This is a genomic window from Streptomyces sp. NPDC037054 (assembly GCF_055606745.1).
Genome location: NZ_JBVJSJ010000002.1, coordinates 458,356 through 482,253, shown reverse-complemented (window position 1 = coordinate 482,253; position 23,898 = coordinate 458,356). Strand labels below are relative to the sequence as shown.

The following is a 23,898-nucleotide window of genomic DNA, read 5'->3' as shown; positions in this document are numbered from 1 at the left end:
TATGTCCGACGGTACCTTGCCTGGCCCCCCGTTCGGGCCCCCCTTGGCACGGTTCACTTCCACGTGGACCGTGCCGAACCGTGCCAAGGGGCAGCAGACAATACCGGTTCCGCGTCAGCGGACCTCGGCGTTGTTCATCTTCCGGGTCGAGATGATCTGGTCGATCAGCCCGTACTGCAGGGCGTCCTCGGCCGTGAGGATCTTGTCGCGCTCGATGTCCTCGCGGATCTTCTCGATGGGCGTGGTGGAGTGCTTGGCCAGCATCTCCTCCAGCTGCGAGCGCATCCGCAGGATCTCGTTGGCGGCGATCTCCAGGTCGGAGACCTGACCGCGGCCGGTCTCGCTGTACGGCTGGTGGATCAGGACGCGCGCGTTCGGCAGGGCCATGCGCTTGCCGGGGGTGCCGGCGGCCAGCAGGATGGCGGCGGCCGAGGCGGCCTGGCCCATGCAGACCGTCTGGACGTCCGGCTTCACGAACTGCATCGTGTCGTAGATCGCCGTCAGCGCGGTGAAGGAGCCGCCGGGGCTGTTGATGTAGACCGAGATGTCCCGGTCGGGGTCCATCGACTCCAGGCACAGCAGCTGCGCCATGACGTCGTTGGCGGAGGCGTCGTCGATCTGGACGCCGAGGAAGATCACGCGCTCCTCGAAGAGCTTCGCGTACGGGTCGTACTCGCGCACGCCCTGCGAGGTGCGCTCGACGAAGCGCGGGATGACGTAGCGGGACTCGGCCGAGGGGCCGGTGTACTCGGCGCGGGCGCGGTCGTAGATGCCGCTGCCGGGGAAGTCGTTCACGGTTTCTCCTGAAAAGGGCTGTGGCGGTCGGCTGGGGCTGACTGGGGCGCCGGTGGGCCCGCGGGCGGGCTGGGGCGCCGCCTGCGGGCCTGGCGGGCCTCGTGGGGTCCAGGGGGTCTCGTGGGGCGGTACGTCGCCCCACGGGGCCGGTGGGCCCCGCGGGCTCGGCTCAGGCCCCGGTGCCGCCGCCGCCCGGCATACCGGCGGCCGTCGCGATCACGTCGTCGATGAGGCCGTACTCCTTGGCCTCGAAGGCGTCGAACCAGCGGTCGCGGTCCGAGTCGCGGGTGATCTGCTCGATCGTCTGGCCCGTGTGCTGGGCCGTGAGCTCGGCCATGCGCTTCTTGGTGTGCAGCAGCCGCTCGGCGTGGATCTTGATGTCCGAGGCCGAGCCGGCGAGGCCGGCGGAGGGCTGGTGGATCAGGATCTCGGCGTTCGGCAGGGCGAAGCGCTTGCCGGGGGTGCCCGCGCTGAGCAGGAACTGGCCCATCGAGGCCGCGAGGCCCATGGCGATCGTCACCACGTCGTTCTTGATGTACTGCATGGTGTCGTAGATCGCCATGCCGGCCGTGATCGAGCCGCCGGGGCTGTTGATGTAGAGGTAGATGTCCTTGTCCGGGTCGGAGGCAAGGAGAAGCAGCTGTGCGGTGATCTTGTTCGCGATGTCGTCGTCCACCGGCTGGCCGAGGAAGATGATCCGCTCGTTGAGCAGCCGGTTGTAGACCTGGTCGCCGAGGCCACCACCGATGGAAGGCTCGCCGGCGGCGGAGGGCATCAGATTCGTCACGTATCCACCTGCTCGTCTTGCGACGGCGCCGGGCCGTCTCACGTTTCCCTGCGTTTCCCTGCGGGGCTTGGAACGGTTCGGGTGCTCCACTCCCCTGGTATTCATGGACCCTAACGCGCGGGTCCCTCCGGGGAGTCCCGGGAACGGGGGTGTTCGCCGGGGGCGTAGCGCGTACGCGACGGGCCCCGAGAGGCTCACGCGTCTCGGGGCCCGGCTGTGGGCGTCAGGGAGTGCCGGAGGCTCAGGCCTCGGGCTTCTCCTCGGCGGCGGCCTCGGTGGGCTCGGCGGCGGCCTCGGTGGCCTCCGTCTCCGCCTCGTCCTCGTCGTCCAGGTCGATGATCTCGCCGTTGGTGTCCTTCACCGTGGCGGCCTCGACCACGACGGCCAGGGCCTTGCCGCGGGCGACCTCGCCGACGAGGAGCGGAACCTGGCCGCCCTCGACGACCGCCTGGGCGAACTGGTCGGGGGACATGCCGGAGGAGGCGGCACGGCGCATGAGGTGCTCGGTGAGCTCCTCCTGGTTGACGTTGAGGTTCTCGCGCTTGACGAGCTCGTCGAGCACGAACTGGGTCTTGATGCCCTTGACCGCGGCCTCGCGGGTCTCGGTCTCGAACTCCTCCTCGGTCTTGCCCTGGATCTCCAGGTACTTCGCGAGGTCGAGGCCCATCTGGCCGAGCTGGTGGTGCTCCAGGTTGTGCTTGCGGGTGTTGACCTCGTCCTCGAGGAGCTTCTCGGGGACGGGCACCTCGACCAGCTCGAGCAGCTTGTCCAGGACGCGCTCCTGGGCCTGCGTGGCCTGGTCGTACTGCTTCATGTTCTCCAGGCGCTTGCGGCTGTCCGCCTTCAGCTCCTCGAGGGTGTCGAACTCGGAGGCGAGCTGCGCGAACTCGTCGTCCAGCGCCGGCAGCTCGCGCGCGGCGACCTGGGTGACCTTGACGGTGACCTCGGCCTCCTTGCCGGCCGCCGAGCCGCCCTTCAGCTCGGAGGTGAAGGTGGCCTCGCCACCGGCCTCCAGGCCCTTCACGGCGTCGTCGATGCCGTCCAGCAGTTCGCCGGAGCCGATCGTGTAGGAGACGCCGTTCGCGACGCCGTCCTCGAGGACCTCGCCGTCGACCTTGGCCTCCAGGTCGATGGTGACCACGTCGCCGTCCTGGGCGGCGCGCTCGACCGGGGAGGTGGAGGCGAAGCGCTCACGGAGCTGCTCGACCGACTTGTCGACGTCCTCGTCGGTGACCTCGACGGCGTCGACCTCGACCTCGATGCCGGAGTAGTCCGGGATCTCGATCGTCGGGCGGATGTCGACCTCGGCGGTGAAGTTCAGCGTCTCGCCGTCCTTCAGCTCCGTGATGTCGACCTCGGGCTGGCCCAGCGGGTTCAGCTCGGCCTCGTTGACCGCCTCGGTGTAGAACTTCGGGAGGGCGTCGTTGACGGCCTCCTCCAGCACCGCACCGCGGCCGAACCGCTGGTCGATGACCCGGGCCGGGACCTTGCCCTTGCGGAAGCCCTTCACCGTGACCTGCTGGTTGATCTTCTTGTACGCCGCGTCGAGGCTGTCCTTGAGCTCCTCGAAGGGCACCTCGACAGTGAGCCGAACCCGAGTCGGGTTCAGGGTCTCCACGGCGCTCTTCACGGTTCGGTCTCCTTGTGGCTGACTTCTTGGGTTCTGCCGGGGCCAGAGCGGCCCGGCGGATTTCGCCGCCCGGAGGACTTCAGACGATGAGACACACGGGCGTGCAGCTTGCATAGTAACGGCAGCGGGTACACGGCCCAAAAGGCGATCACCCGCGGTGATCGTGGCTGGTCCTGGCTGGTCGGGGTGGCGGGATTTGAACCCACGGCCTTCCGCTCCCAAAGCGGACGCGCTACCAAGCTGCGCCACACCCCGTCTGGTGCGACACGTAGGGTACATGCCGCCGGGCGGCCCGTCGGCCGCATTTCCGGAGCGTCGCGGCGGCTCCGACGCGCGGGCGAACCGCGCGAGGGGAAGCGCGAGGAGAACGGGGTGTGCGGCGAAGGGGGGCGACCCGCTACGATGCCTTCTGTGCCGCGGTCCCCGGACCTGCGGCGCACCACGTGCGGGCGTAGCTCAATGGTAGAGCCCTAGTCTTCCAAACTAGCTACGCGGGTTCGATTCCCGTCGCCCGCTCCACACCGGCCGTCGGGCCCGGTTCTTCGGAGCCGGGCCCGACGGTCTTTTCGCTCGTGAACGGTCAGAAACTGATCGAGTTGATCGTTTCCGCTATCGAGTTCATGAACCTGTTGATCGACGGCGCCATGCCCGTCGAGGCCAGGAAGAAGCCGAACAGAACGGCGACGATGGCGGGGCCGGCCTTGAGGGAGCCTCCCCTCATCAGCACCACCAGGATGATCGCCAACAGCAGCACCACTGACAGCGAAATGGCCACACTGATCACACCCTCGGTCGTCCGCTCTCCCGGCCCGGGGGTGTGCCGTGGCAACCCCCGCCAGAACCATCGTGCCACCAACCGGGCCGCCCTATGCGGCCGGTGACGCAACGTCCGGCCGCACGTTCGGCCCCGGCGGTCCGGTTCGGCGGCTCCGCAGCGGGTACCCGCGTGGCCATGGGACGCTCGCCGGCCGTGCCGCGGACGGCAATTGACGGGCGCGCCCGCACGGGAATTCGGCCGGATCGTTTCCGTCTCCACACAACGCGTTCGCAGGTAATTCGAATTGCCACCACGGACCGGCCAACGGTCGTACCGCGAACCGTCAAAGAGTCACGGAAGAGGACATTCCGCCAGAGTCGCCTGCTGGTCTTATGCCCCACTTAGAGTGGATGAAGCATGACAAGTAGGGCATGGATAGTGGGACCGACCGGAGGAGAAGGTGTGCCGGTCGTCACGTCGCCGGCGATGTCAACTCCCGCGAAATCCGGGGTATCCGCAGCCTTAACCAGGAATAACGTCGAGGGTTTTACGAATACCCTCGCGCGACGCTAGGGTGCCTCAGATGTTTCACGCTGCCTCGTCCCCCGCTAGCGCAGCGAGGTCCCGGATCGCATCCCCGAGTTCCTGGTGGGAGGGTCTGTGACGAACTCGCTGCGACCGTACGGCAATCGCAGAGCACCGCTGCCCCCGGCACAGCCGCCGGCTGAGGCGGCGGCGGAGTCTCGCCCGCCGCAGAAGACCCCTGAGGGCAAGCCTCAGAGCACGCAGCAGAACAAGCAGCGTGACGCGTTCTTCGACAACGCGAAGTACCTGGCGATCGTGCTGGTGGCCATCGGCCACGCCTGGGAGCCCCTGAAGGGCGACAGCCGGTCCGTGGAGACCGCCTACACGATCGTGTACACGTTCCACATGCCGGCGTTCATCATCATCTCCGGCTTCTTCTCCCGCAGTTTCGACATGCGGCCGAGCCGGCTGAAGCGGCTGATCACCGGCGTCGTCGTGCCGTACGTCCTCTTCGAGACGGTGTACTCCCTCTTCAAGCGGTTCGTCGGCGACGATCCCGACCACGAGATCAGCCTGCTGGACCCGTGGTACCTGACGTGGTTCCTGATCGCGCTGTTCGTGTGGCGGGTGACGACGCCGATCTGGAAGAGCGTGCGGTACCCCCTCCCCCTCGCGCTCGGCATCGCCATGCTGGCGTCCCTGTCGCCCGAGATCGGCAACGACCTCGACCTCCAGCGCGTGCTCCAGTTCCTGCCGTTCTTCGTGCTGGGCCTGTGCATGAAGCCCGAGCACTTCCAGATGGTGCGCCGCCGGTCGGTGCGGATCCTGTCCGTGCCGGTGCTCGCGGTCGCCCTGGTCGTCGGCTGGTGGGCCGCGCCCCGCATGAGCGCCGCGTGGTTCTACCACCGCGACTCCGCGCAGGAACTCGGCGGGCCCTGGTGGTCCGGGCCGGTCATGGTGCTCGCGCTGTTCGGCTGCTCGCTGCTGCTGACCGCGTGCTTCTTCGCCTGGGTGCCGCGCCGCCACATGTGGTTCACGGCGCTCGGCGCGGGCACGCTGTACGGCTACCTGCTGCACGGCTTCCTGGTGAAGGCCGGTGACTACCGCGGCTGGTACGAGCACGACTGGCTGGACCAGCCGTTCGGCGCGGTCTTCGTGACCGTCCTGGCCGCCGTGGTCGTCACGCTGCTGTGCACCAAGCCCGTGCAGCGGGTCTTCCGGTTCGCGATGGAGCCGAAGATGGAGTGGGCGTTCAAGCGGGACGCCGCCGAAGTGGCCCGGGAACGGCAGAAGCCCGAGGCCCGGCCGGTGGAGCGGGAGAAGGCCGGGGTCTGATCCCGCGCCCCTGAGAGGTCACCCACCCAGACCGAGAAGTGCGCGCATCCGCGTGTACTTCTCGGTCAGTCGTGTGCGGACCGGCTCGTCCAAGGCCGCGAGGCGCGCCGGGTCCGCGTTGTGCGCCAGGTCGGCCTCCTTCACCAGCAGGGCGCCCGGGGTGGCGAGGATGCGCGCGGCGTACGCCTCGGGCGGCTCACCGGCCCGCTTGGTGACCGCGCGCACGATGTCCTTCGTACGGCGGCTCAGCGGGGCCTCGGCGAGCCACCGCTCGGAGAGCCTGTCGTCCTCGACGGCGTCGTGCAGCCAGGCCGCGGCGATCTGCTCGGCGTCGCCGCCCCGCGCGCGTACGCCCTCGGCGACCGCCGCCAGGTGCTCCGCGTAGGGGCGGCCCGCCTTGTCGGTCTGGCCCTCGTGCGCGGCGCGGGCGGTGGCCTCGACCTCCGCGAGGTCCACTGTCAGGACCCGCCCTTGAGGTGCCGCATCAGGCGCTCGAAGTCCTGCCAGCCCGACAGGTCGGACGGGTCGCCGGGCAGCGGGTAGTACAGCGCGGGGCGGGTCTTCGGGCCGAGTTCGCGGGGGCGTTCGGCGAGCGGGGTGCGGCGGGCCCGGTCGCCGGGCATCTCGCGGACCTCCTCGGCGCCGAGCACGAAGGCGTACGGCACGCCGGGGCCCTCGAAGTGCGGCGGGACGGACAGGTCGCGGCGGGCGCGGCGGATCTGGACCAGCATCGACTGGAGGTCGTGCTTGGTGGCCAGCGCCTCGGCAGCGGCGGGCACGGCGTCGTGCGGGACCTGCTCGGCCGCGCCGTAGCCGAAGGCCATCGTGACGTCCTCCTCGACGCCGGCCTTGGTGCGGGTGATGCGGACCGTCGCGAGGCCGGGGCGCTCGGGGTCGCCGACGACCACGAGCCAGGTCGGCTCGGGCGTCCGCTCGTAGGCGACGTCCGTCAACTGCCGCAGGGACCAGGGCAGGTTGGCGGGTTCCTCGGTGCCCCAGCCGGCCGGGGGCGCGCCGGTGATCTCGCGCCAGACGGCCTCGACGGCGCCGCCGAGGACGAGGCGGTCGTCGGCGGGGTGGACGGTGCGGAAGGAGATCGCGAGCTGGCGCTCGCCTGTGTCGCCCGCTTCGAGGGGGCCGTCCTTGAAGGACGCGGCGACCGGGGTGCGCGGGTCCTGCGGGGTGGCGTCCGGGGACTCCACGGTCACGAAGAGGCCGTTCGCCCAGGTCAGGACGGCGCCCGACAGGCCGTCGTAGTAGCCGTCCCGCTCGTCCTGGACGACCCAGCGCGAGGGCCAGCCGGGCAGACTGCCCCGGACCGCCGGGGAGAGGCGGGTGCCCGCGGGGGTGACGATCTGCAGGCCCAGTTCCGCGTCGGCGGCGGCCTTGAACGCGTCCTGGAGCCAGGCCGTCATGGCGACGACCGGGCGGTCCTGGATGACGACGGCGACCTTGTCGGTCAGCACGTCCACGGCGGGCTGGGCGGCGGCCGGCACCGGCGCCGCGCTCACCCCGTCGGTCTTCACGACGGCCAGCGAGCGTGCCGCGTCCGGCGGCCAGGCCGTGCCGCCGACCAGCGTGGCCAGGCGGGCGGCGAAGGTTCCGGCGAGCGCCTCGGCCTCCGCGACGCCGGTGGTGGCGCGGGCCTCGGTCCACCAGTACGGCACCTCGGGCTCGGTCGCGCCGAGCAGCCGCGCGGCCTCGCCCGGGACCTGCACCAGCAGCGGCGCCTCCACGGAGACCAGCGGCCGGCCCTGCTCGTCGTGCAGCCGCACCACGGCGCCGTCCCCCTCCGCGCCGACCAGCCGGTCGGGGCCGCCGGACAGCAGGCCCGCGAGCACGCTCAGCGGGTCCGGCATCTTCTTCGTGAGGGTGATGACGTCCTTCGTCATGGGTGGTTCACCTGGTCCCCGAGTAGACGGTCTGGATCAGCCGGTTCGGCTCGCCCCTGCGGATCAGCACGCCCCGGCCGGGCGGCTGCGGGCCGGCGTACACGCCGGGGAACAGCTGGCCCTCGCTGCGGTCGCCCGCCATCACCAGCGCCGAGGAGCCGGACTCGCGCAGGCTCTGCAGCAGCGGCTCGTACAGGCCGCGGGAGGCGCCCGCGACGCGGCGGGTGAGGACGAAGTGCAGGCCGATGTCGACGGCCGACGGGATGTACGGCACGAACGGCTGGAGCGGCTGCTGCCCGGCGGTGGTCAGGACGTCGTAGTCGTCGACGAGGATGACGATGCGCGGGCCGGAGAAGCTGCCCGGCTCCAGGTCCTCGCTGTCGGCGCCCTCGTCGGGCAGCCGCTTCTCCAGCTCGCCCGCGATGCCGGCGGCCAGGCCCGCGCACAGCTTGGCGTTGTAGGCGTAGCCGCCCCGGTACTCCTCCGGGATGGCGCCGCGCAGGCCGCGGCGCGGGTCGAAGACGCCGAAGACGATCTCGTCGTCGCCGTAGCGCTCGATGAGGCCCTGGGCGATGACCTTGAGCAGGTTGGTCTTGCCGCACTCGCTGTCGCCCATGATCATCAGGTGCTGGTCGTGCTGGAACAGGTCGAGCAGCACCGGGGCGAGCTGCGTCTGGTCCAGGCCGACCGGGACCCGGCGCGGCTCGGCGGACGGGCTCGGCAGGGCCTGCGGCTCCAGCACGTGCGGCAGCACGCGGACGGGCTGGGCGACCTCGCCGGTCCAGGTGGCGCGGATCGTGCGGGCGGTGCGCTCCAGGACGGCGCCGAGGTCGGTGGTGTCGGGCAGGGAGTCCGTGCGCGGCAGCGCGACCTGGGCGAACAGCTTGCCGTCGGTCAGGACGCGGCCCTTCTCCTCCGGCGAGAGCGTCTGGGCGAGCTTGCGGTCGACGCTGGACTCGCTCGGGTCGTTCAGGCGCAGCTCGACGCGCGTGCCGAACTGGGACTGCGTCGCGATGCGCACGTCGTTCCAGCGCAGCATGCCGGCGACGACGTGGATGCCGTAGCCGCTGCCGCGCTTGAGGATGTCGACCACCGCGTCGTCGAGTTCCTCGAAGTCGTCGCGCAGCGCGCCGAAGCCGTCGATGAGCAGCACGATCTCCGTGGACGCCAGCTCGCGGACCTGGCCGGCTGCGCGCAGGGTGCGCAGCTGTTCCAGGGAGTCGATGTTGTGGATGCGGAACAGTTCCTCGCGCTGGTCGAGCATCGCGCGCACGGAGTCGATGGTGCGTGCGGCGCGCTCGCGGTCGGCGCGGCCGGCGACGCCGCCGACGTGGGGCAGCCCGGACAGCGCCTGGAGGCCGCCGCCGACGAGGTCGAGGCCGTAGACGCCGACCTCCTGCGGGGTGTGCGTCAGGGACAGCGAGAGGGCGAGGGTGCGCAGCAGGGTGGTCTTGCCGGACTGCGGGCCGCCGATGATCGCGGCGTGGCCGCCGGCGAGCGTGAGGTCCAGGTACCACTGGCCCTGCCACTGCTTCGTCGGGTCGTCGAGGACGCCGAGCGGCACCTGGAGCGGGCCGCGCCGCTTGGCGAGCTGCATGCCGCGCGGGCCGACCTCGACGGGCCCGGCGACCTTGTCGAGGGCGACCGCGGACGGCAGCGGCGGCAGCCAGATCTGGCGCACGGGGCGGGCCCCGGCGCCCTCCAACTGGTCGATGAGGACGCCCATTTCGGTGGGCCCGGTCTCCCGGCGCCGCATCTGGGGCTCCTCGGGCGCGGCGCCGCCGGACTGGTCCTCGCCGAGGGTGTTGTAGGCCTGGTACTCCAGGGCGAGCGGCCCGGTGTCCTCCTCGGTCTCGCGCTGCACGGGGCCGCGGTAGGCGCCGGAGACGTAGCTGGCCTTGAACCGCTCGTAGTGGCTGGTGTCGACCTTGAGGTAGCCGAAGCCGGGCAGCGGCGGCAGGTGGAAGGCGTCGGTGGTGTCGAGGACGGTGCGGGACTCGTCGGCGGAGAAGGTGCGCAGACCGAGCCGGTACGACAGGTAGGTGTCGAGGCCCTTGAGCTTGCCGCCCTCGATGCGCTGGCTGGACAGCAGCAGGTGCACGCCGATGGAGCGGCCGATGCGGCCGATGGACAGGAACAGGTCGATGAAGTCCGGCTTGGCGGTGAGGAGTTCACCGAACTCGTCGATCACCACGAAGAGGTGCGGCAGCGGGTCGAGGTCGGGGCGCTTCTCGGCGCGCAGCGCGGCGTAGTGGCCGATGTCGGCGACGTTGCCCGCGTCCTTCAGCACCTGCTGGCGGCGCTTGACCTCGCCGGCCAGGGAGGCGTGGACGCGCTCGACGAGGCCGGCCTGGTTCTCCAGGTTGGTGATGACGCCCGCGACGTGCGGCAGGTCGGAGAACGGGGCGAAGGTGGCGCCGCCCTTGTAGTCGACCAGGACGAGGGCGAGGTCCTCCGGCGGGTGGGTGGCGACGAGGGCGAGGACGAGGGTGCGCAGCAGCTCGGACTTGCCGGAGCCGGTGGCGCCGACGCACAGGCCGTGCGGGCCCATGCCCAGCTCGGAGGACTCCTTCAGGTCGAGCAGCACGGGCTCGCGGGAGTCGCTGACGCCGATCGGCACGCGCAGGAAGGCGCGCTCGCCGCGCGGCGCCCACAGCCGGGCCAGGTCGAGGCGGGCGACGTCGTCGATGCCGAGCAGGTCGGCGAAGTCGACGGGGCCGGTGAGCGGGGCGTCCGCGCCCATCGAGTCGGCGGACAGCCGGAGCGGGGCGAGCATGCGGGCGAGGCCCTCGGCGAAGGGGACGCCGACCTCGTCCACGGTGCCGTGCGCGCTGAGCGGCTCGGCCTCGCGCAGGTCCTCGATGAGGATGCGGTCGCCGTCGACGGTGATGCGCACGCCGACGTGGCCGGGTTCCTGGACCCGCTCGTCCAGCATGTGCAGGACGGTGACGCCCATCTCGCGCAGGCCGACCGCGTCGTCCGGGCGGGGCAGGTCCACGGCGTCGTCGCCGTGCCCGTCGGCGACGACGAGCAGCCGGGACGTCATGGCGAGGGCGTCCTTGCCGGACAGGCCGCGGCGCACCTCGGCCGCGTAGGAGGCGCGGCGGCGCAGCTCGGGGCCGATCTGGCGGGCCAGTTGGGGCAGGGACGGGGCGATGCGGCGGGCGGCGACGGGGCCGTCGAACTGCTCGGCGTCGAGGAGGTGCGGCAGCCACTTGGCCCACTCCCACTCGCCGATCCGGTCGCCGGGCGTGGCCAGCGCCATCGCGACGTCGTCGGGGGCGTGGGTGGCGGCGGTCTGCACGAGCAGGGCGCGGGCGACGCGGAGGGTGTCCTCGCGGCGGCCGATGAGGCTGACGTTGCCGACGCGGTCGAGGGGGACGGTGAGCGGGAGTTCGGTGCCGGTGCTGAAGCGGTTCACGAGCGCGGACGCCTCGTTCAGCATGAACTCGTCGGGCGGGGTGAGCACCGAGCCGCCCTGCTGGCCGATCTTCAGGTCCCGTACCCGCATCTCGCCGGTGCCGACGCGGATGCGCAGGAAGTCGGCGTCGAGGCGGCGCCGCTCCCACAGCCGGGCCGGGTCGCGGACGATGTCGTAGAGGGCGTCCGGCGGCGGGTTCAGCACCTGGCTGCTCTCCCGGCGCTCGCGCTCCTCCCCGGACAGTTCCTCGCGCTGGTCCTCCAGGTAGGCGAGGTAGGCCTCGCGCTGGGTGCGGCGGGTGCGCTGGGCCTTGCCGCGCTGCGAGAAGACCAGGATCAGCGAGCCGGCGATGGTGACGACGAGGATGATCGCGCCCAGCGCGGCGAACTGGCTGTTGCGCATGACCGTCATCATCACGACGGACGACATCACACCGGCGACGGGCAGCAGCGAGGTCGCGATGGAACCCCCCTTGCCGTCGGGGAGGTTGGGCGGCGCCTCTATGGTGCGCGGCTCGGGTGGGGCCGGGGGCCGGGTGGTGCGGGCCGGCCGGTGGATCAGTCGGGTGCTCATCGTCTCGCCCTGTCCTCGAAGTCCTTCAAGTTCCCTTCCCGCGGGGGTGGTTCAGCGACGCTTCTGGGAGAGCTGGAAGACCTCCGCGGCCAGCCGCGTGGCGGCCTGCCGGGTGGCCCGCGCGAGCAGTTCGGTGCGGATGGTGCCGCCGGCCGCGAGATGCCGGTCGTACGGCAGGACGCGCACGCTCGCCCCCGTCGCCTTCAGCCGCTCGGCCGCCTTGTCGAGGTCGAGGCCGAGGTGCGGCACGGTCTCGGTGAGGACGACGACGGTCGTGGTCGTGATGTCCCGGGGCAGGCCGCGCATCCACTGCAGCACCGCGTGGGTGCTGGCGATGCCCTCCAGCGTCGCGGGCACGGTGAGCACGCGGGCCTGGGCGGCGGACAGGGCGGTGCGAGCGACCTCGGCGGGCAGCGTCTCGCAGTCGACCACGGTCACGCCGAAGTAGCGGCGCAGCGACACCATGACCCGCTCGTAGCTGCGGGTGTCGAGCATGGCGCCGACCTGTCCCTGACTGCCGGGCAACAGCCAGGCGTTGTCGGGCAGTTGGACGAGGTAGCCGGTGACGTCGAGCAGCGTCATCTGCGGCTCGACGACGTCGGCGAGGTCGCCGGTCGTCCAGCGCAGGCTCTCCGCGCCCAGCCGGATCGGCAGCGAGCCGAGCGCCGGGTCCGCCTCGACCATCAGGACCGGGTCCTGACGGTAGTGGGCGTACGTCGCGCCGAGCAGCGCCGCGATCGTCGTCTTCCCGGAACCGCCGCGGATGGACGTCACGGCGATCTGCCGGCCGGTGGTGACCGGCTGCTGGAGTGCCTCGGCGGTGGCGGTGGTCTCGGCGACCTCGCGCGCGGCGGAGGACGACACGGTACGGCGTACGGCGCGCAGGGCGCGGGCGCCGAAGGGCTCGCCGCGCCGGGGCTTGAGCCCGGCGGAGGCGAGCTGCTTGTCCAGCACCGGGGAGGAGTCGGGGGTGGAGCGGGAGGTGCGGGCGCGGGGGGCGGGGGCCTGCGGCTGGGCGTGCCGCGGCTGTGCCTGGGCCTGCTGGGGCTGGTGCTGCTGCGGCTCGGCGTACTGCTGGGGTTGCTGCTGCGGGTACTGCTGGTGGGCGGCCTGACCGTGCTGGGCGTACTGCTGCTGGGCGTACTGCTGCGCCGCGTACGCCTGGTCGGGGTACGCCTGGTCGGGGTAGGGCTGCTGCTGCGGGTGGGCGGCCTGCTGACCGGCGTGGGCCGGGGGCTGCTGCTGGGCCGGGTAGCCGTAGCCGGCCTGCTGCTGGGCCGGGTAGCCGTAGCCGGCCTGCTGTCCGGCGTTGGGGTAGCCGTACGCGCCGGGCTGCTGGGCGTGGTGCGCCTGGTCGTGGCCCTGGTACTGGTCCTGGTGCCGGCCCTGGGGGGACTGCTGGGGGTACGGGGAGTGCTGGGCGCCGTACGCGGCGGCGGGGTCCTGGGCGTTGGGGTAGCCGTACGCGGCGGCGTCGCCGTGGGCGGGCTGCTGGGCCTGTCCGGGCTGGGCCTGCTGGGGCTGGGGCTGCCCGGGCTGGGGCTGCTGAGCCTGCGGGTAGCCGTACGACGGGTCCTGCTGCGGCACGTCCTGTCCGGGCGTGCCCTGCCGACCGCTGTCCGCCTGTGCCTGGGCCTGGGGCTCCTGCTGTGGCTGTCCGTCCGGTCCCGTGGCACGCCGCTGGGCCGCGCCGCCCCTCAGGTCGCGCAGCACATCGCCCTGCCAGTTGTCCCCGTTCGGCATGTCGCCCTTCTCTCCTGCGACGCCCGCTTCGTCGTCCCGCGCGGAGGCGACGGCGCGTCGGCGTCTCGTCGTCGAAGCCTCAGAACTTGTTGAGCAGCTGCCCGTAGATGCCGAACACGCCCACGGCGAGCGGGAACAGCCCGATCACGCCGAGGGACTCGATCAGATCCGCGAACCGCCGCAGCCGGACCCGGACGTGTTCCGGCGGCTCGATGCCGAGGACCAGCAGCGGCAGCAGCGCCGCCGTGCCCAGCAGGACGAGCGCGCCGACGCCCCCGGCGTGGTCGAGCCACAGCACCGCGAGCCGTACGACGAGCAGTGCCGCCGCCCCGAACAGCGCCACGACCTCGGCGATCAGCGGGAAGGCCCGGGCCCGCGACAGCAGCACCACGGCGGTGAGGGCGGCCAGGGTGACCGTCCAGGCGGTCGGTTCCTTCGCCGTGGTCAGCAGCCAGCCGCCGGCGGCGGCGGACACGGCGGTGACCACGGTGGCGAGGGCGAGGCCGCGGTGGGTGGCGGCGAGGGCGTTGGCGACCTCGTGGCGGCTGACCGACGTACCGGAGGAACGCCGGTCGTCGAGGCCGGTGAGCCCGGAGGCCATCAGCGCGAAGCGCGGCAGCATGCCGAGCAGCACGACGGAGAACACGGCCATCACGGCACCGAGCCGGTCCGGCCGGTCCTGGACGGCGGCGGCGATCTCCCACACGACGGTGACGGCGGCGATCGCCCCGGCGCCGATGAGCCCGCCGCGGCCGAGCGGCGAGAAGTAGGCGAGCAGGACCAGGCTGATCACGAGCGAGGCGGCGACGGCCGCCAGCCGGACGGTGCCTGACCAGTCGTACGCGTCGGCGGCGGTCCAGGCGGTGAGCAGGCCGAGTCCGCCGGCGGCGAGCAGCAGCGCGGTGGCCAGGCCCCGGTTGCCCTGCCCGATCTTCGCCACCAGCGCGCCGGCGACGAGGAAGAGTGCGGTGACGGCGGCGAGCGCGGCGGCGACGGTCTCCAGCGCGAACTCGCCGCGCGCCAGCAGGGCGGCGGTCACGGCGAACACGACGACGGCGACACCGGAGCTGGCGCGGCGCGCGGCGGGGCGCCAGCGCCAGGCGCGCAGGTCGAGGTCGTCGGCGACCTGGTCGGTGACGTCATGGACGACGGGCGCGGGCGGTGCGGCGTGGGCGCGCACGAGGCGCAGTACGGCGCCGTCCGGGACCTCGGCCGACGACAGGGTGGCGTCGTGCGGCAGCGCGGAGCCGTCGGAGGTGATCAACTGCCGGGTGGTCGGCCGGGTGGCGGCCCGGTCGTCCAGCAACCGCAGGATGTCGGGGAGGAGTTGGCCGATCGCCGTGTCCGAGGGGAGGACGAGGTCGGCGCGCCGTCGCTCACCGATCAGGGTGACCCGGCTCAACTGGGTGCGGGACGTCGTTGCTGTGCTCACCACTCACCGGAACCTATCATCGCGTTGTCTCCGCCCTGGGTGCCGTCTGGCAGCCCTCATCGCTGCTCCGCGCCCTTGTCGGCGCCGCCCGAGGGGGAGGCGCTCGGCTTCGGGTTGTAGAGCTGCTCCTGCTGCTGCCGCTGCTTCTCCTGCTCGGCCTTCTGCTTCGCCATCATCGACTGGACGAAGGACCAGCCGACGCAGCCCGCGCACAGCACGGCCGCGATGGCGATGCCCGCGAAGAGCTTGCCGAGTCGTTCGTCCGCCGTCCGCCTGGAGCGTTGCGCGCCGAAGAGCAGCGCGTCGCGCATCCGGCGCCGACGCACCGCCACCGACTCCAGCAGCTGGCTGTCGTAGTCCCGTGCCATTCAGTCGTCCCCGTGGGTGCGTCTTCCTGTAGGTGCGTCTACGTGTAGGCGGACGTCTCCCGGAGTCGGTCTCCGGAGTCGGTCTCCCGGATCCGGGCCGAGACCGCGTGACGCGACGGCGTCCGTTCCGCGTCCGTCCCCGCGTGCGACGCCGGGCGGCGGTCGGGCGGTTCCACCGAAGGCACGGCCGGCAGGTCGCGGCGCCCCGGTGGGCACCGGCGCCTGTCCGCGGCATGCGAGATCCCCCTACTTCGCCTCGGCAACATAAGCCATGGAGGGGCATTCAGTACACCCGGGGCGGATGCCGCCGACCCGCCCCCGGCGCGCCCGTGTCACCCCCGCGTCACGCTCCCCCGGCCAGCCCGGTGACGATCATCACGGCCACCCAGAGCACCGGGACGAGCCCGACGTACGCGAGCGGCCGGCGCCGTACGGGCACCCCCGGATCGAAGCGCGGCCCGCTCGTGCCGGGGCCCGGAGCCGCGAGTTTCCTCACGTGGCGCACGGCGAGGACGTTGCGGACCAGCGCGAGCGGCGCGAAGAGGAACAGCGAGAAGGGGCTCCACCAGCCCTGCCAGAGCGTGTACGTGGTCAGCGTCCGGTACACCGCCAGCCCGCACGTCAGACACATCGGGCCGGTCATCTTCTTGAACCGCATGAGGACGAGCAGTGCCTGATGGGCGCGGAACGTGACGTCGACGGCGGGAGAACCTCCGCAGAATCTGCACACGGCCGGGGGCCGGGGCGAGGGCTCCCGGCCGTCCGCGGAGGCGTCGTCGGTGGTGGCGACGGGCGGCGGCGCTCCCGAGGCGTGCCAGGCGCGCAGGGCGGCGGCCACGGCGTCGAAGAGGCCGGTCTGCACGGACTCGGCGATGTGCCCGTCGCAGAACCGCTCCCCGCGGACGATCGCCGTCGCGGCGCGCACGGCGTCGGCCGGGGCGAGCGACTGCCCCGCCGGGGGCGGCTCGGGCATGGGGAAGCCCGTCCAGCGGTGCTCGGGGGTGACGGCGCCGACGCCGGACAGGGCGGAGACGGCGCGCTGGAGCGGCTCGCTGTAGAGCGGGAACGCCACCTGGGTCGCGCCGCTCGGCAGCTCGTGGCCGCCGCCCCACGTCACGTCCCGGTCCTCGTCCGTGAGGGCGTCGACGGCGTCGGCGAGCTCGCGCCAGGCGGCGGAGTCCGGCGGCGCGAGCTGGGCCAGCAGCCGCCGGTCGTCGTCCGGGGTGACGACCCGGGCGAGCTCGTCCACGGCCGCCCTGCCGGGGGCCTCGGTGACAGGGCCGACGCCCGGCTCACGGCTGAGGAGGTTGAGCACCCCGAGCGGCGTGAGCCCGCGCTCGCGGGCCTCCCGCGCCCGGCGGGCCCACTCCTGCCCCGCCTTGTAGGCACGGACACTGCTCGCGAGCCGGTCGGTCCAGCCGACGTCGGAGCCGTCGGTCCAGAGGAATCCGGCGACTTCGTGGTCGGGGGTGGTGACGGTGGCGTAGTGGAAGGGGTGGGACACGGCACTCGGTTCGTCGACGGCTCAGCTCTTGGCTGCCAGCTCCTTGACGGCCTCCAGACTCGGGGCGTCCTTGAGCGAACCGGGGACGATGTGGCTGGGGTCCTCGGGGCCGTACTCGCGCGTCATCGCCTCCAGCGCGGCCGAGGGCGTGAGGCCCTTCTCCTTGGCCTCGTGGAGTTCACCGGCCCAGAGGGCGCCCATGTTGAAGGCCTCGTCGCCGCCCGCCCGGCGGTACTGCCAGCCGGCGGCGTCGTCCTCGTCGTTCAGCCACAGGTAACCCAGCACCGTGCCGTCGCGGTCCGCGACCTCCGCGTAGCGCACCGGCTTGTCGGTGGTGTTCGCGTAGCGCGGCGGACTCGCGACCTCCTCCCACTGCAGGGATTCGGTCACCCGGGGAGGAACGTACGGAGTCTCCCGGCTCATGGTCTTGCCTCTCTTCCGCTACTACCTGGGCAGGACTTCGCCGTAGACCTGCACCTGTCCATTCTCCATGAACACGCGGGTCACCCGGTACTGCGTGCCGCGCCCGAGCAGCAGCTCGCGCTCGCCCTGGCCGAACTTGCCGACGTTCTCCACCCAGAGGGCCGGGGTCCCCTTCGGCACCCGCAGGTGGAGGATGGCCTCCGCGCCGGAGAAGGCGCTGACGGGGTGGTTGCCGAGCGACGTCGACATATAGCCCTTGTCGTCGTACGTCTTGCCCAGCATGTCGTACGGACTGTCCAGGTTGAGGTGCCCGATGCCGCTGCCGCGGACCACCATGAGGTCCTCCGGCACGGTACGGCCGGCGAGGGCCGCGTCCACCTCGTCGATGTTGTGCTGAACGGACTCGCTCCACTTCGACGCGTCGCCGCGGAGGTAGCCGTTCATCTCCTTGTAGGTCGCCCAGCCGTCGGCGTGCGGCGCGGGGAGGCTGTAGTTCGGTTCGTCCGTGTACTCCCAGACCGACTGCTTGCGGTCGGCGGGCATGTTGTCCGCGTAGTCGTTCCAGTACGTCTGGCCGTACGTGATGGCGTCGGTGTCCTTGGCGAACGGAACCGTGCCCTCGGAGATCTCGGCAAGGGCGACCCGGTGCTTCTCCGCCGTGGAGAGCTGGGCCCACTCCTTGTTCGTGACGTGCGGCTTGTACTCGAACGGCTCGTCCGCCGCGCCGCTGCCCGGCACGTCCGTGCCCTGCTGGCCCGGGGTGCCCGGCACGTCGGTGCCGTGGTGCGCGGCGGCGTCCGCCGCAGTGTCGCCGGCGTGGGCGGCGTCGTCACCCGCGTGCGCTGCGTCGTCGGCGGCGTGGGCCGCGTCGTCGCCGGCGTGCGCGGCGTCGTCCGCGTAGCCGCCGGGGGCGTCATGACCGCCGGTGCCCGGGGCGTCGTGACCGCCGGTGTGGGGCGGCGTGCCGTTGTCGTACGCGGACGGTCCCGGCACGTTGTCGTAGGCGCCGGGGCCGGGGCCGGGGACGCCGCCGTAGGTGCCGGGGCCCGGGACGTGGCCGCCGGGTGTGCCGTACGACGTGCCGTGCGGCGTCTGGGTCGGTGTCGCGTCGAAGGAGCCGCCAGGGACGTGACCGCCGACGGGGGTGTTGGGCCCGGGCCCGGGCTGGTTGTGGTGACCCGGACCTGCGGCGTTGTCGACGGTGTGGGCGCCGCCGTCGCCCGCGTGGACGCCGGCGTACACCGGCTGCTGCCCCTGCGGGACCGTCCAGTGGTCGGGCAGCCCCGCGGGAGTGGCCCCGGGAGTGGTCCCGTGCGGGACGGTGGGCGTCGCCTCGTGGGGAATCGGGGTCGTGTCGACCGCGCCGTTCGGCGAGACGATGTTGCCGTCCGGGGCGAGGGTGCGGCCGTCGGGCAGCTGGACGGACCCGTCGGGGAGCTTGGGGATCTCGATGGCGCCGACGCCCTTGAGGCTCGTGGCGATGTCACCGATCTTCGACAGTCCGGCGCCCGCGCCCTTGGCGATGTACGTCATCGGGTCGATGACCCGGCCGGCCTTGCCGGCGACGGACAGCGCCTTCGACACCGCACCGGCCTTGCCCGCACCGGAGGCGGCGGCACCGGCACCGCCGGTGAACACGGTGGTGACCACGTTGAAGGTCACGGCCCCGGCCGCGCGGGCCGGGTTCTTGCCCCACTGGTCCCACGCCACCAGCGCCTTGCCCGTCTCCTTCATCGCCGTACGCGAATCACGGATCCAGGACGGGAGTTTGTCGTCCGGCAGGGTCCAGAACATCGTCCCGACGCCGGGGATGGAGGACAGCGCCAGGCCGGTGGCGAGCTGGGCGAGACCCTTCCAGGCCTGCCCCATGGCCTCCCAGCCGCCGAAGCCGACGAGCGTGCCGAGGCCCTTGATCGTGCCCCAGATGCCGTCGACGATGAGCCCGTCCCAGACGAAGGACTTGACCCAGTGGCCGACCTCGTACCAGTGGTGCTTCTCCTCCACCGGGTCGCCCCAGGGGAGTTTGGCGTTCTTCATGTCCTCGGCCGAGAACCCGTACTGGTCCGTGCGGTCCGAGCCGTCCCCGGCGACCATCTGCGTGCCGCCCCACAACGCCGTGATCTTGTTGTGGCACGTCCGCTCGGCCGCCCAGAACGCCGCGACGGTCGCCGTGATCTCGTCACGGATCCCGTTGTGCTCCTCGACCTTGTCCCCGTCGTACTCCCACTCGTCGTCGTCCTTGACGGAGTCGACGAAAGTCTGGGCCTTGGTCTTGAGTTCCTTCAACTTCGCGACGAGAGGCCGCACTTCGGTCGCGTAGGAGGACAGGGCCGAGGAGACCGTCTCGAGGTCGTCGGCGAACCCGTCGGCCCGGTCCTTGACCGGCTTGGTGGTCGCGAAGAGCTGCTCCGCCTCGGGCGCCTGGTAGTACGCCGAGAGGCCCTGGAACTGGGAGTGGACGTCACGGCCCGCGCCGCGGATGTTGCCCGCATCCTTCTTCAGGCCCGCGTAGTCCTTCTCCAGCTGTTCCAGGTTGCCCGTGAACTGCGGAATCTGATCCGGCTGAATCACGCCTTACCCACCCCGGGCATGTCGATCTTCGGCGCGGCAAGGGTCTTGCGCTGCGCCTCGGCGGCCATTTCCTGATCGCCGTTGAGATAGGCGGTGGTGGCATCCACCACGCCCTGCAACGACTTGCCCGCGCGGGCCGCGACGAACTGCAGGTCCTTCGAGGCCCGTTCGGCATACTGCGACAGGGCCAGGGCGACCAGGCCACCCGTCGCCTGCCCACCGCCCTCGCCACCGCCGCCACCCTCGGCGGAAATCGTGCCCGCGCTGGACGCGGCCGACGTCAGATGGTCACCGAAGTTCTTGCCATACGTCTCGAACTTCGACGCCGTCTCACCGGTCGTCTTCAGCACACTCGAAATGCCCTGCGGCTTCAGATCCCAGCCGGTCACAACCCAACCCCCGTGGATTCCCTACCCGAAACGGAAAACGTCCGACCCGCTCAGCCGATGTTGTCGACCGCGGCCTTCGCCCGCTGCAACGTCGACTGCGCCGTACCGTCGTTCTTCTCCAGCGTCGTCTTCAGCAGGTTGATGATGTTCTTGACCTCCTGCGACGCCTTGTTCCACCGCTGTTCCTTGCCGTGGTACTCGTCCGCCACGCCATCAGCCGTGAAGTCCGCCATCGCCGCCTTCACCTGCCGGTCACGCTGACCAATGACCTCTTCCAGTCGGGCGATCACCGACTGGATGTTGCTCTGCGCGTCAGCCGACGCACCCGTGTCGTACGACCGACGGTCCGCACCCGCACCAGCCATCACACACCACTCCCCGTGAGAAACCCTGAAAAAGAAAACATGCCTCGCACCGACGTCCGACCGCCGGGCCGGCCGGTGCGCATCAGCGGAAGCGCGCCCCGTCGAAGTTGGCCGCGGACATCTGCTGACGGGCGTTGTCACCCTGCTCCTGGTCACCGGAGCTGAACGCCCCGTCCATACCGGCCTGACCGCCCAGGATTGCGGACAGGGACCCGTTCAGATCGCTCGAAATCTGATCGGCGCGCGCCTTGAACTGGTCGAACATCACACGGCCCGAGCCGTTGAACTTGCCCTCCAGCGGCTGCGCCGCCTGCACCAACTGCCGCACCAGGCTGCCGAGGTCGTCACTCGCGCCACGCGAGTCACGCTGCAGGGTCGAGAGCGTCTGGGCTCCCATGTCGAACTTCATACCGAACTCGCTCCCCCTCGGGCCGCAGAGGCGACCGTTCTCGGACCGCTCGGGTCTTCGACCGCTCAGGTCTTCGACCACTCGGATCACCACATGAATCTCAGCCACGTCTATCAACCCAGCAGTCCCCCGTGCAATCCGGGCCCCGTACGCTCACAGAAGCCCCACATTTCCGAGGTGACCGGGAAGGGTTCGCTGGGTAACCCCTCCGGCACACGGGGTCACGCTCCCCACCCTCCTCTGTCTACAGTCTGTCTACAGTGACGACCATGCGTATGAAGATCGTTACGGCGGTGGGCCTGACGTGCTTGCTGGCCACGGGCTGCGGAAGCACGGACGCGACCTCGGACGACACGGGCGGTGATCCGTCCGGCGGCGCGAGCGTCACCAGGTCGCCGCTCCCCCAGCGCCTGGACCGACCGGACATGGACCCGGACCTGGAGCCCGCCGCGCCGGCCGACGACGCCCCGTTCTCGAAGCGGCTGGAACACGAACTGATCGTCCAGACTCTGGACATGGCTCAGGCCGAGGGCACGACGACCGCCAAGTGCCCCGGCGAACTCAAGGCCGCCAAGGACAAGAAGGCTGCGTGCACGACGACGTACGAGGGCCTGAAGATCGACTGGACGGTCACCTTCGGCGGCGACGCGTCCTGGTCGTCGGACTACGTGCGGTACGAGGCGAAGCCGAGCACGGGCATTATCACCAGGGCCGGCGTGGCCAAGCTCCTGTTCGGCAACTTCAAGGGCTACATCGACCACGCGCGGTGCAACGACATCCCGGCGGCTGTTCTGGCCCCGCTGAACACCGAGTCGACGTACAAGTGCGAGGTCGTCGACAAGGGCAAGAAACCGACGGGCATCGCGACGAGCACGGTACGGGCGACGGAGAACGGACCGCGGGCGTACTGAGCCGCGCTCTCGCTAGCTCGCGGGGGGCACGACGTCAAGGTCGGCACCCTTGCCCCGGAGCCACCCCGCGAGCTCGGGACCATGCAGCTCGCGCCGCCCGGCGCCGTCCACGAGGGTGACGGGACCGAGGACGGACCCCGTGGCGCCGTGCAACGCGGTGTCTTCGTCCAAGGTGACGTGGAACGAGTTCCGCTCGAAGACGGCGCCACGGAGGTCGGCCGCGCGGAGGTCGACGTCCAGCAGGGAGGCACCCATGAACCTGGTGCCGCGACAACGGGCGCCGGCGGCGTCCACGCCCCACAGGGACGCCTTGACGAGGTCGGCGCCGTCGAGCACGGCGTCGCGCAGGACGGCGTCGTCCAGGTTGACCCGTACCAGGGAACTGCCGGTGAGATCGGCCCCGCTGAGGTCGGCGCCCTGGGCGTCGGCGCGGTACAACTCGGCGCGCACGAGCGGCACGCCGGTGAGCATGGCCTCGGTGAACCAGGACTGGGAGAAGTCCCCGCCGGACAAGTCGGCCCCGCGAAGATCGAGCCCCACGGCATCGAGCCCACCGCGCGACCTCTCCCCTCGCTCACCCCACTCCCGCAGCCGCTGCGCGGCGACGGGGTCCAGCGGGAGCCGGGCGGGCGCCCACGCGTCACGGTCGTCGTTCGGCGCCACTCCGTCACTCACCCGGCGCGCAGCCGATCCGGAGCCGTCGCGCACGACCGGCGGCCGGACGGCCTCGAGCCCTCCGACGAACGCGGCGAAGGCGCCCACCGCGACGGTGAGGGTGCGGGCGGCCGGGGTCTTCGAGTCGCGTATCGAGACGGAGTCGACGCGGGTGGCTATCTCCACGCAGTTGTTGCCGTCCGCCCCGCCGGAATACGACGACTTCCGCCAGGTGGCGAAGGTGGACACGGTTCGCCTCACAGCTCCTTGGCCAGCCTGTGGATGAAGTCACGTGACCGCCCGGGATCGAGCGACACGGTCTCCAGCCTACGGAAGAGCGTCCTGAAGACATCGAGCTGCGCTTCGGAATCGATGAACGCCGTGCCGTCGGGCGCGTCACGAACGGCCGTGTCCAATTTCGGCACGGGCCCGCCGGCGAGCATCATGGCTCCCCAAGTGACGTAGAACCACAAATCACCTCGCCACACCCACTCTCCGTCCGAGTAGAGGGAGTCGCCCCCCACAACAGTCCGGCCCGAGCCCAGGACGTCCTCGGCCACGATCTCCAAGAGAATGTCCTTTCGTGGTTACTGACCAGCGTTAGGGGCCCGCCGTGTGCTCACCCACGTCGAGCGGTTCGAGTCCGTGCTCGCGCAGCACGGCGTACGCAGTGGACAGCTCGCGCAGACAAGTCTGCACACCGCTGTCTCCCTCGTGCACGCGTCCCCAGGCCCAGCGGGGGACGGTGCTGGTGGCCCTCTTCCAACACGTCCCAAACCGCTTCGACGTATTGCTCTTTGAAGGCACGCAGGGTCGGACGTAGGTGACCCGAACTGTCGTAATCCTGTTCAAGGTGGAGATAGACCCTGATGAACTTCTCGAGCTCTCTATTCATCGTCGGTGTCCGGGCCGTGGTGGGTGAAGTAGTCCTCCGCGTCCGGCGCTCGCGCTACGTTCAAGAAACGGTGGAACGCGTCATTTTCATCCGCGCCGAGGAAGTAGCCGCCAGTGTGGTGGAGGTGGAACCAGCGGCCTGTTTCGTCCACGAGAAGGAGGCCATGTTCGGAATCCTCGTATCCCACTGGGAAGAGCCCAAGTCCCAGTCCGGCTGCCAGTTCCGTGATCAGCGCGGCATCCCCGTCGTAGCCGATGGTCGGCGTCATGAACCATGTCTCGCTCGCCTTGGGATGGGTGAGGCGAAGCAGGCCATACGTGTGGATGACGTGGATGGCGGCAGGGGAAGGAGAAAGCGGTACACCCTGCCTCTCGGCATCCCGCACACGCACGTCGATGAGTTCCGTCGCCTGCTCGCCGATGTCACGGCCGCGGGCCCAGCCATGCGTGGTCAGCCACGCCAGGACCTCTGCCGTGGATCGAGCAGGCTCAGGGCGCGAAGCTGCCATGGTCACTGACC

General features: G+C 71.2%; 20 protein-coding genes, 2 tRNA genes and 1 pseudogene. 3 read left to right on the top strand and 20 right to left on the bottom strand.

Going from position 1 to position 23,898, the window contains the following annotated elements; translation table 11 throughout:
* Positions 1-114 precede the first annotated feature (114 nt).
* The 4 genes from ACZ7D7_RS07140 to ACZ7D7_RS07125 form a co-directional block, all read right to left on the bottom strand.
* Positions 115-795 carry an ATP-dependent Clp protease proteolytic subunit gene (locus ACZ7D7_RS07140; RefSeq protein WP_470822936.1) on the bottom strand — a complete coding sequence of 227 codons (681 nt, stop codon included), beginning with the start codon at positions 793-795 and terminating at the stop codon, positions 115-117.
* 169 nt (positions 796-964) lie between these two features.
* Complete coding sequence (locus tag ACZ7D7_RS07135) at positions 965-1,570, bottom strand: ATP-dependent Clp protease proteolytic subunit (RefSeq protein ID WP_470823206.1); 606 nt, start codon at positions 1,568-1,570, stop codon at positions 965-967.
* 253 nt (positions 1,571-1,823) lie between these two features.
* Positions 1,824-3,212, bottom strand: coding sequence for a trigger factor (tig, locus tag ACZ7D7_RS07130; protein WP_470822935.1), 1,389 nt, complete (start codon positions 3,210-3,212; stop codon positions 1,824-1,826).
* Between the two features lie 178 nt (positions 3,213-3,390).
* Positions 3,391-3,467 (bottom strand) — tRNA-Pro (locus ACZ7D7_RS07125).
* A gap of 190 nt (positions 3,468-3,657) precedes the next feature.
* Here ACZ7D7_RS07125 and ACZ7D7_RS07120 point away from each other — a divergent pair.
* A tRNA-Gly gene (locus ACZ7D7_RS07120) sits at positions 3,658-3,731 on the top strand.
* A gap of 61 nt (positions 3,732-3,792) precedes the next feature.
* Here the strand turns inward: ACZ7D7_RS07120 and ACZ7D7_RS07115 are convergent.
* Positions 3,793-3,987: a hypothetical protein gene (locus ACZ7D7_RS07115; protein WP_320773049.1), complete on the bottom strand. Its 195-nt coding sequence runs from the start codon at positions 3,985-3,987 to the stop codon at positions 3,793-3,795.
* A 642-nt stretch (positions 3,988-4,629) separates the two neighbouring features.
* Here ACZ7D7_RS07115 and ACZ7D7_RS07110 point away from each other — a divergent pair.
* The gene (locus ACZ7D7_RS07110) at positions 4,630-5,829 is read left to right on the top strand and encodes an acyltransferase family protein (protein ID WP_470822934.1); all 1,200 of its coding nucleotides are present in this window, start codon (positions 4,630-4,632) and stop codon (positions 5,827-5,829) included.
* Positions 5,830-5,847: 18 nt separating this feature from the next.
* Here the strand turns inward: ACZ7D7_RS07110 and ACZ7D7_RS07105 are convergent, their stop codons facing one another.
* The 12 genes from ACZ7D7_RS07105 to ACZ7D7_RS07050 all read right to left on the bottom strand — a co-directional run bounded on the left by ACZ7D7_RS07105 (position 5,848) and on the right by ACZ7D7_RS07050 (position 20,919).
* Positions 5,848-6,285 carry an HD domain-containing protein gene (locus ACZ7D7_RS07105; protein WP_470822933.1) on the bottom strand — a complete coding sequence of 146 codons (438 nt, stop codon included), beginning with the start codon at positions 6,283-6,285 and terminating at the stop codon, positions 5,848-5,850.
* 2 nt (positions 6,286-6,287) lie between these two features.
* Positions 6,288-7,721 (bottom strand): DUF6177 family protein, encoded by a 1,434-nt coding sequence (locus ACZ7D7_RS07100; protein ID WP_470822932.1) that lies wholly within the window; start codon positions 7,719-7,721, stop codon positions 6,288-6,290.
* A gap of 7 nt (positions 7,722-7,728) precedes the next feature.
* Complete coding sequence (gene eccCa / locus ACZ7D7_RS07095) at positions 7,729-11,715, bottom strand: type VII secretion protein EccCa (RefSeq protein WP_470822931.1); 3,987 nt, start codon at positions 11,713-11,715, stop codon at positions 7,729-7,731.
* 51 nt (positions 11,716-11,766) lie between these two features.
* Complete coding sequence (locus tag ACZ7D7_RS07090; RefSeq protein WP_470822930.1) at positions 11,767-13,458, bottom strand: MinD/ParA family ATP-binding protein; 1,692 nt, start codon at positions 13,456-13,458, stop codon at positions 11,767-11,769.
* A gap of 79 nt (positions 13,459-13,537) precedes the next feature.
* Positions 13,538-14,893: a type VII secretion integral membrane protein EccD gene (gene eccD / locus ACZ7D7_RS07085; RefSeq protein ID WP_470822929.1), complete on the bottom strand. Its 1,356-nt coding sequence runs from the start codon at positions 14,891-14,893 to the stop codon at positions 13,538-13,540.
* Positions 14,894-14,946: 53 nt separating this feature from the next.
* Complete coding sequence (locus ACZ7D7_RS07080; RefSeq protein WP_279553003.1) at positions 14,947-15,258, bottom strand: hypothetical protein; 312 nt, start codon at positions 15,256-15,258, stop codon at positions 14,947-14,949.
* A gap of 343 nt (positions 15,259-15,601) precedes the next feature.
* Positions 15,602-16,762, bottom strand: a complete 1,161-nt coding sequence (locus ACZ7D7_RS07075) for a DUF6508 domain-containing protein (RefSeq protein WP_470822928.1) — start codon at positions 16,760-16,762, stop codon at positions 15,602-15,604.
* A gap of 21 nt (positions 16,763-16,783) precedes the next feature.
* Positions 16,784-17,152, bottom strand: a complete 369-nt coding sequence (locus ACZ7D7_RS07070) for a hypothetical protein (RefSeq protein WP_470822927.1) — start codon at positions 17,150-17,152, stop codon at positions 16,784-16,786.
* Between the two features lie 54 nt (positions 17,153-17,206).
* Positions 17,207-19,756, bottom strand: coding sequence for an ADP-ribosyltransferase (locus ACZ7D7_RS07065; protein ID WP_470822926.1), 2,550 nt, complete (start codon positions 19,754-19,756; stop codon positions 17,207-17,209).
* A complete protein-coding gene (locus ACZ7D7_RS07060) occupies positions 19,753-20,145 on the bottom strand; it encodes a DUF6507 family protein (RefSeq protein WP_470822925.1) in 393 nt (130 codons plus the stop codon). Before ACZ7D7_RS07060 ends, ACZ7D7_RS07065 begins: the two co-directional genes overlap by 4 nt.
* A 50-nt stretch (positions 20,146-20,195) precedes the next feature.
* A complete protein-coding gene (locus tag ACZ7D7_RS07055) occupies positions 20,196-20,510 on the bottom strand; it encodes a pore-forming ESAT-6 family protein (protein WP_470822915.1) in 315 nt (104 codons plus the stop codon).
* A gap of 82 nt (positions 20,511-20,592) precedes the next feature.
* A complete protein-coding gene (locus tag ACZ7D7_RS07050) occupies positions 20,593-20,919 on the bottom strand; it encodes a hypothetical protein (protein ID WP_470822924.1) in 327 nt (108 codons plus the stop codon).
* Between the two features lie 269 nt (positions 20,920-21,188).
* Here ACZ7D7_RS07050 and ACZ7D7_RS07045 point away from each other — a divergent pair, with 269 nt between their 5' ends.
* Complete coding sequence (locus tag ACZ7D7_RS07045) at positions 21,189-21,830, top strand: hypothetical protein (protein WP_470822923.1); 642 nt, start codon at positions 21,189-21,191, stop codon at positions 21,828-21,830.
* 12 nt (positions 21,831-21,842) lie between these two features.
* Here ACZ7D7_RS07045 and ACZ7D7_RS07040 read toward each other — a convergent pair whose 3' ends face one another.
* From ACZ7D7_RS07040 to ACZ7D7_RS07030, 3 genes and pseudogenes are all read right to left on the bottom strand, one after another.
* Positions 21,843-22,733 (bottom strand): pentapeptide repeat-containing protein, encoded by an 891-nt coding sequence (locus tag ACZ7D7_RS07040; protein ID WP_470822922.1) that lies wholly within the window; start codon positions 22,731-22,733, stop codon positions 21,843-21,845.
* Positions 22,734-22,741: 8 nt separating this feature from the next.
* Positions 22,742-22,933: pseudogene (locus ACZ7D7_RS07035) on the bottom strand (Scr1 family TA system antitoxin-like transcriptional regulator); the annotation flags it as partial.
* 438 nt (positions 22,934-23,371) lie between these two features.
* Entirely contained in the window at positions 23,372-23,887 is a 516-nt protein-coding gene (locus ACZ7D7_RS07030; protein ID WP_470823205.1) for an SUKH-3 domain-containing protein, read from the bottom strand.
* Positions 23,888-23,898: the final 11 nt, after the last annotated feature.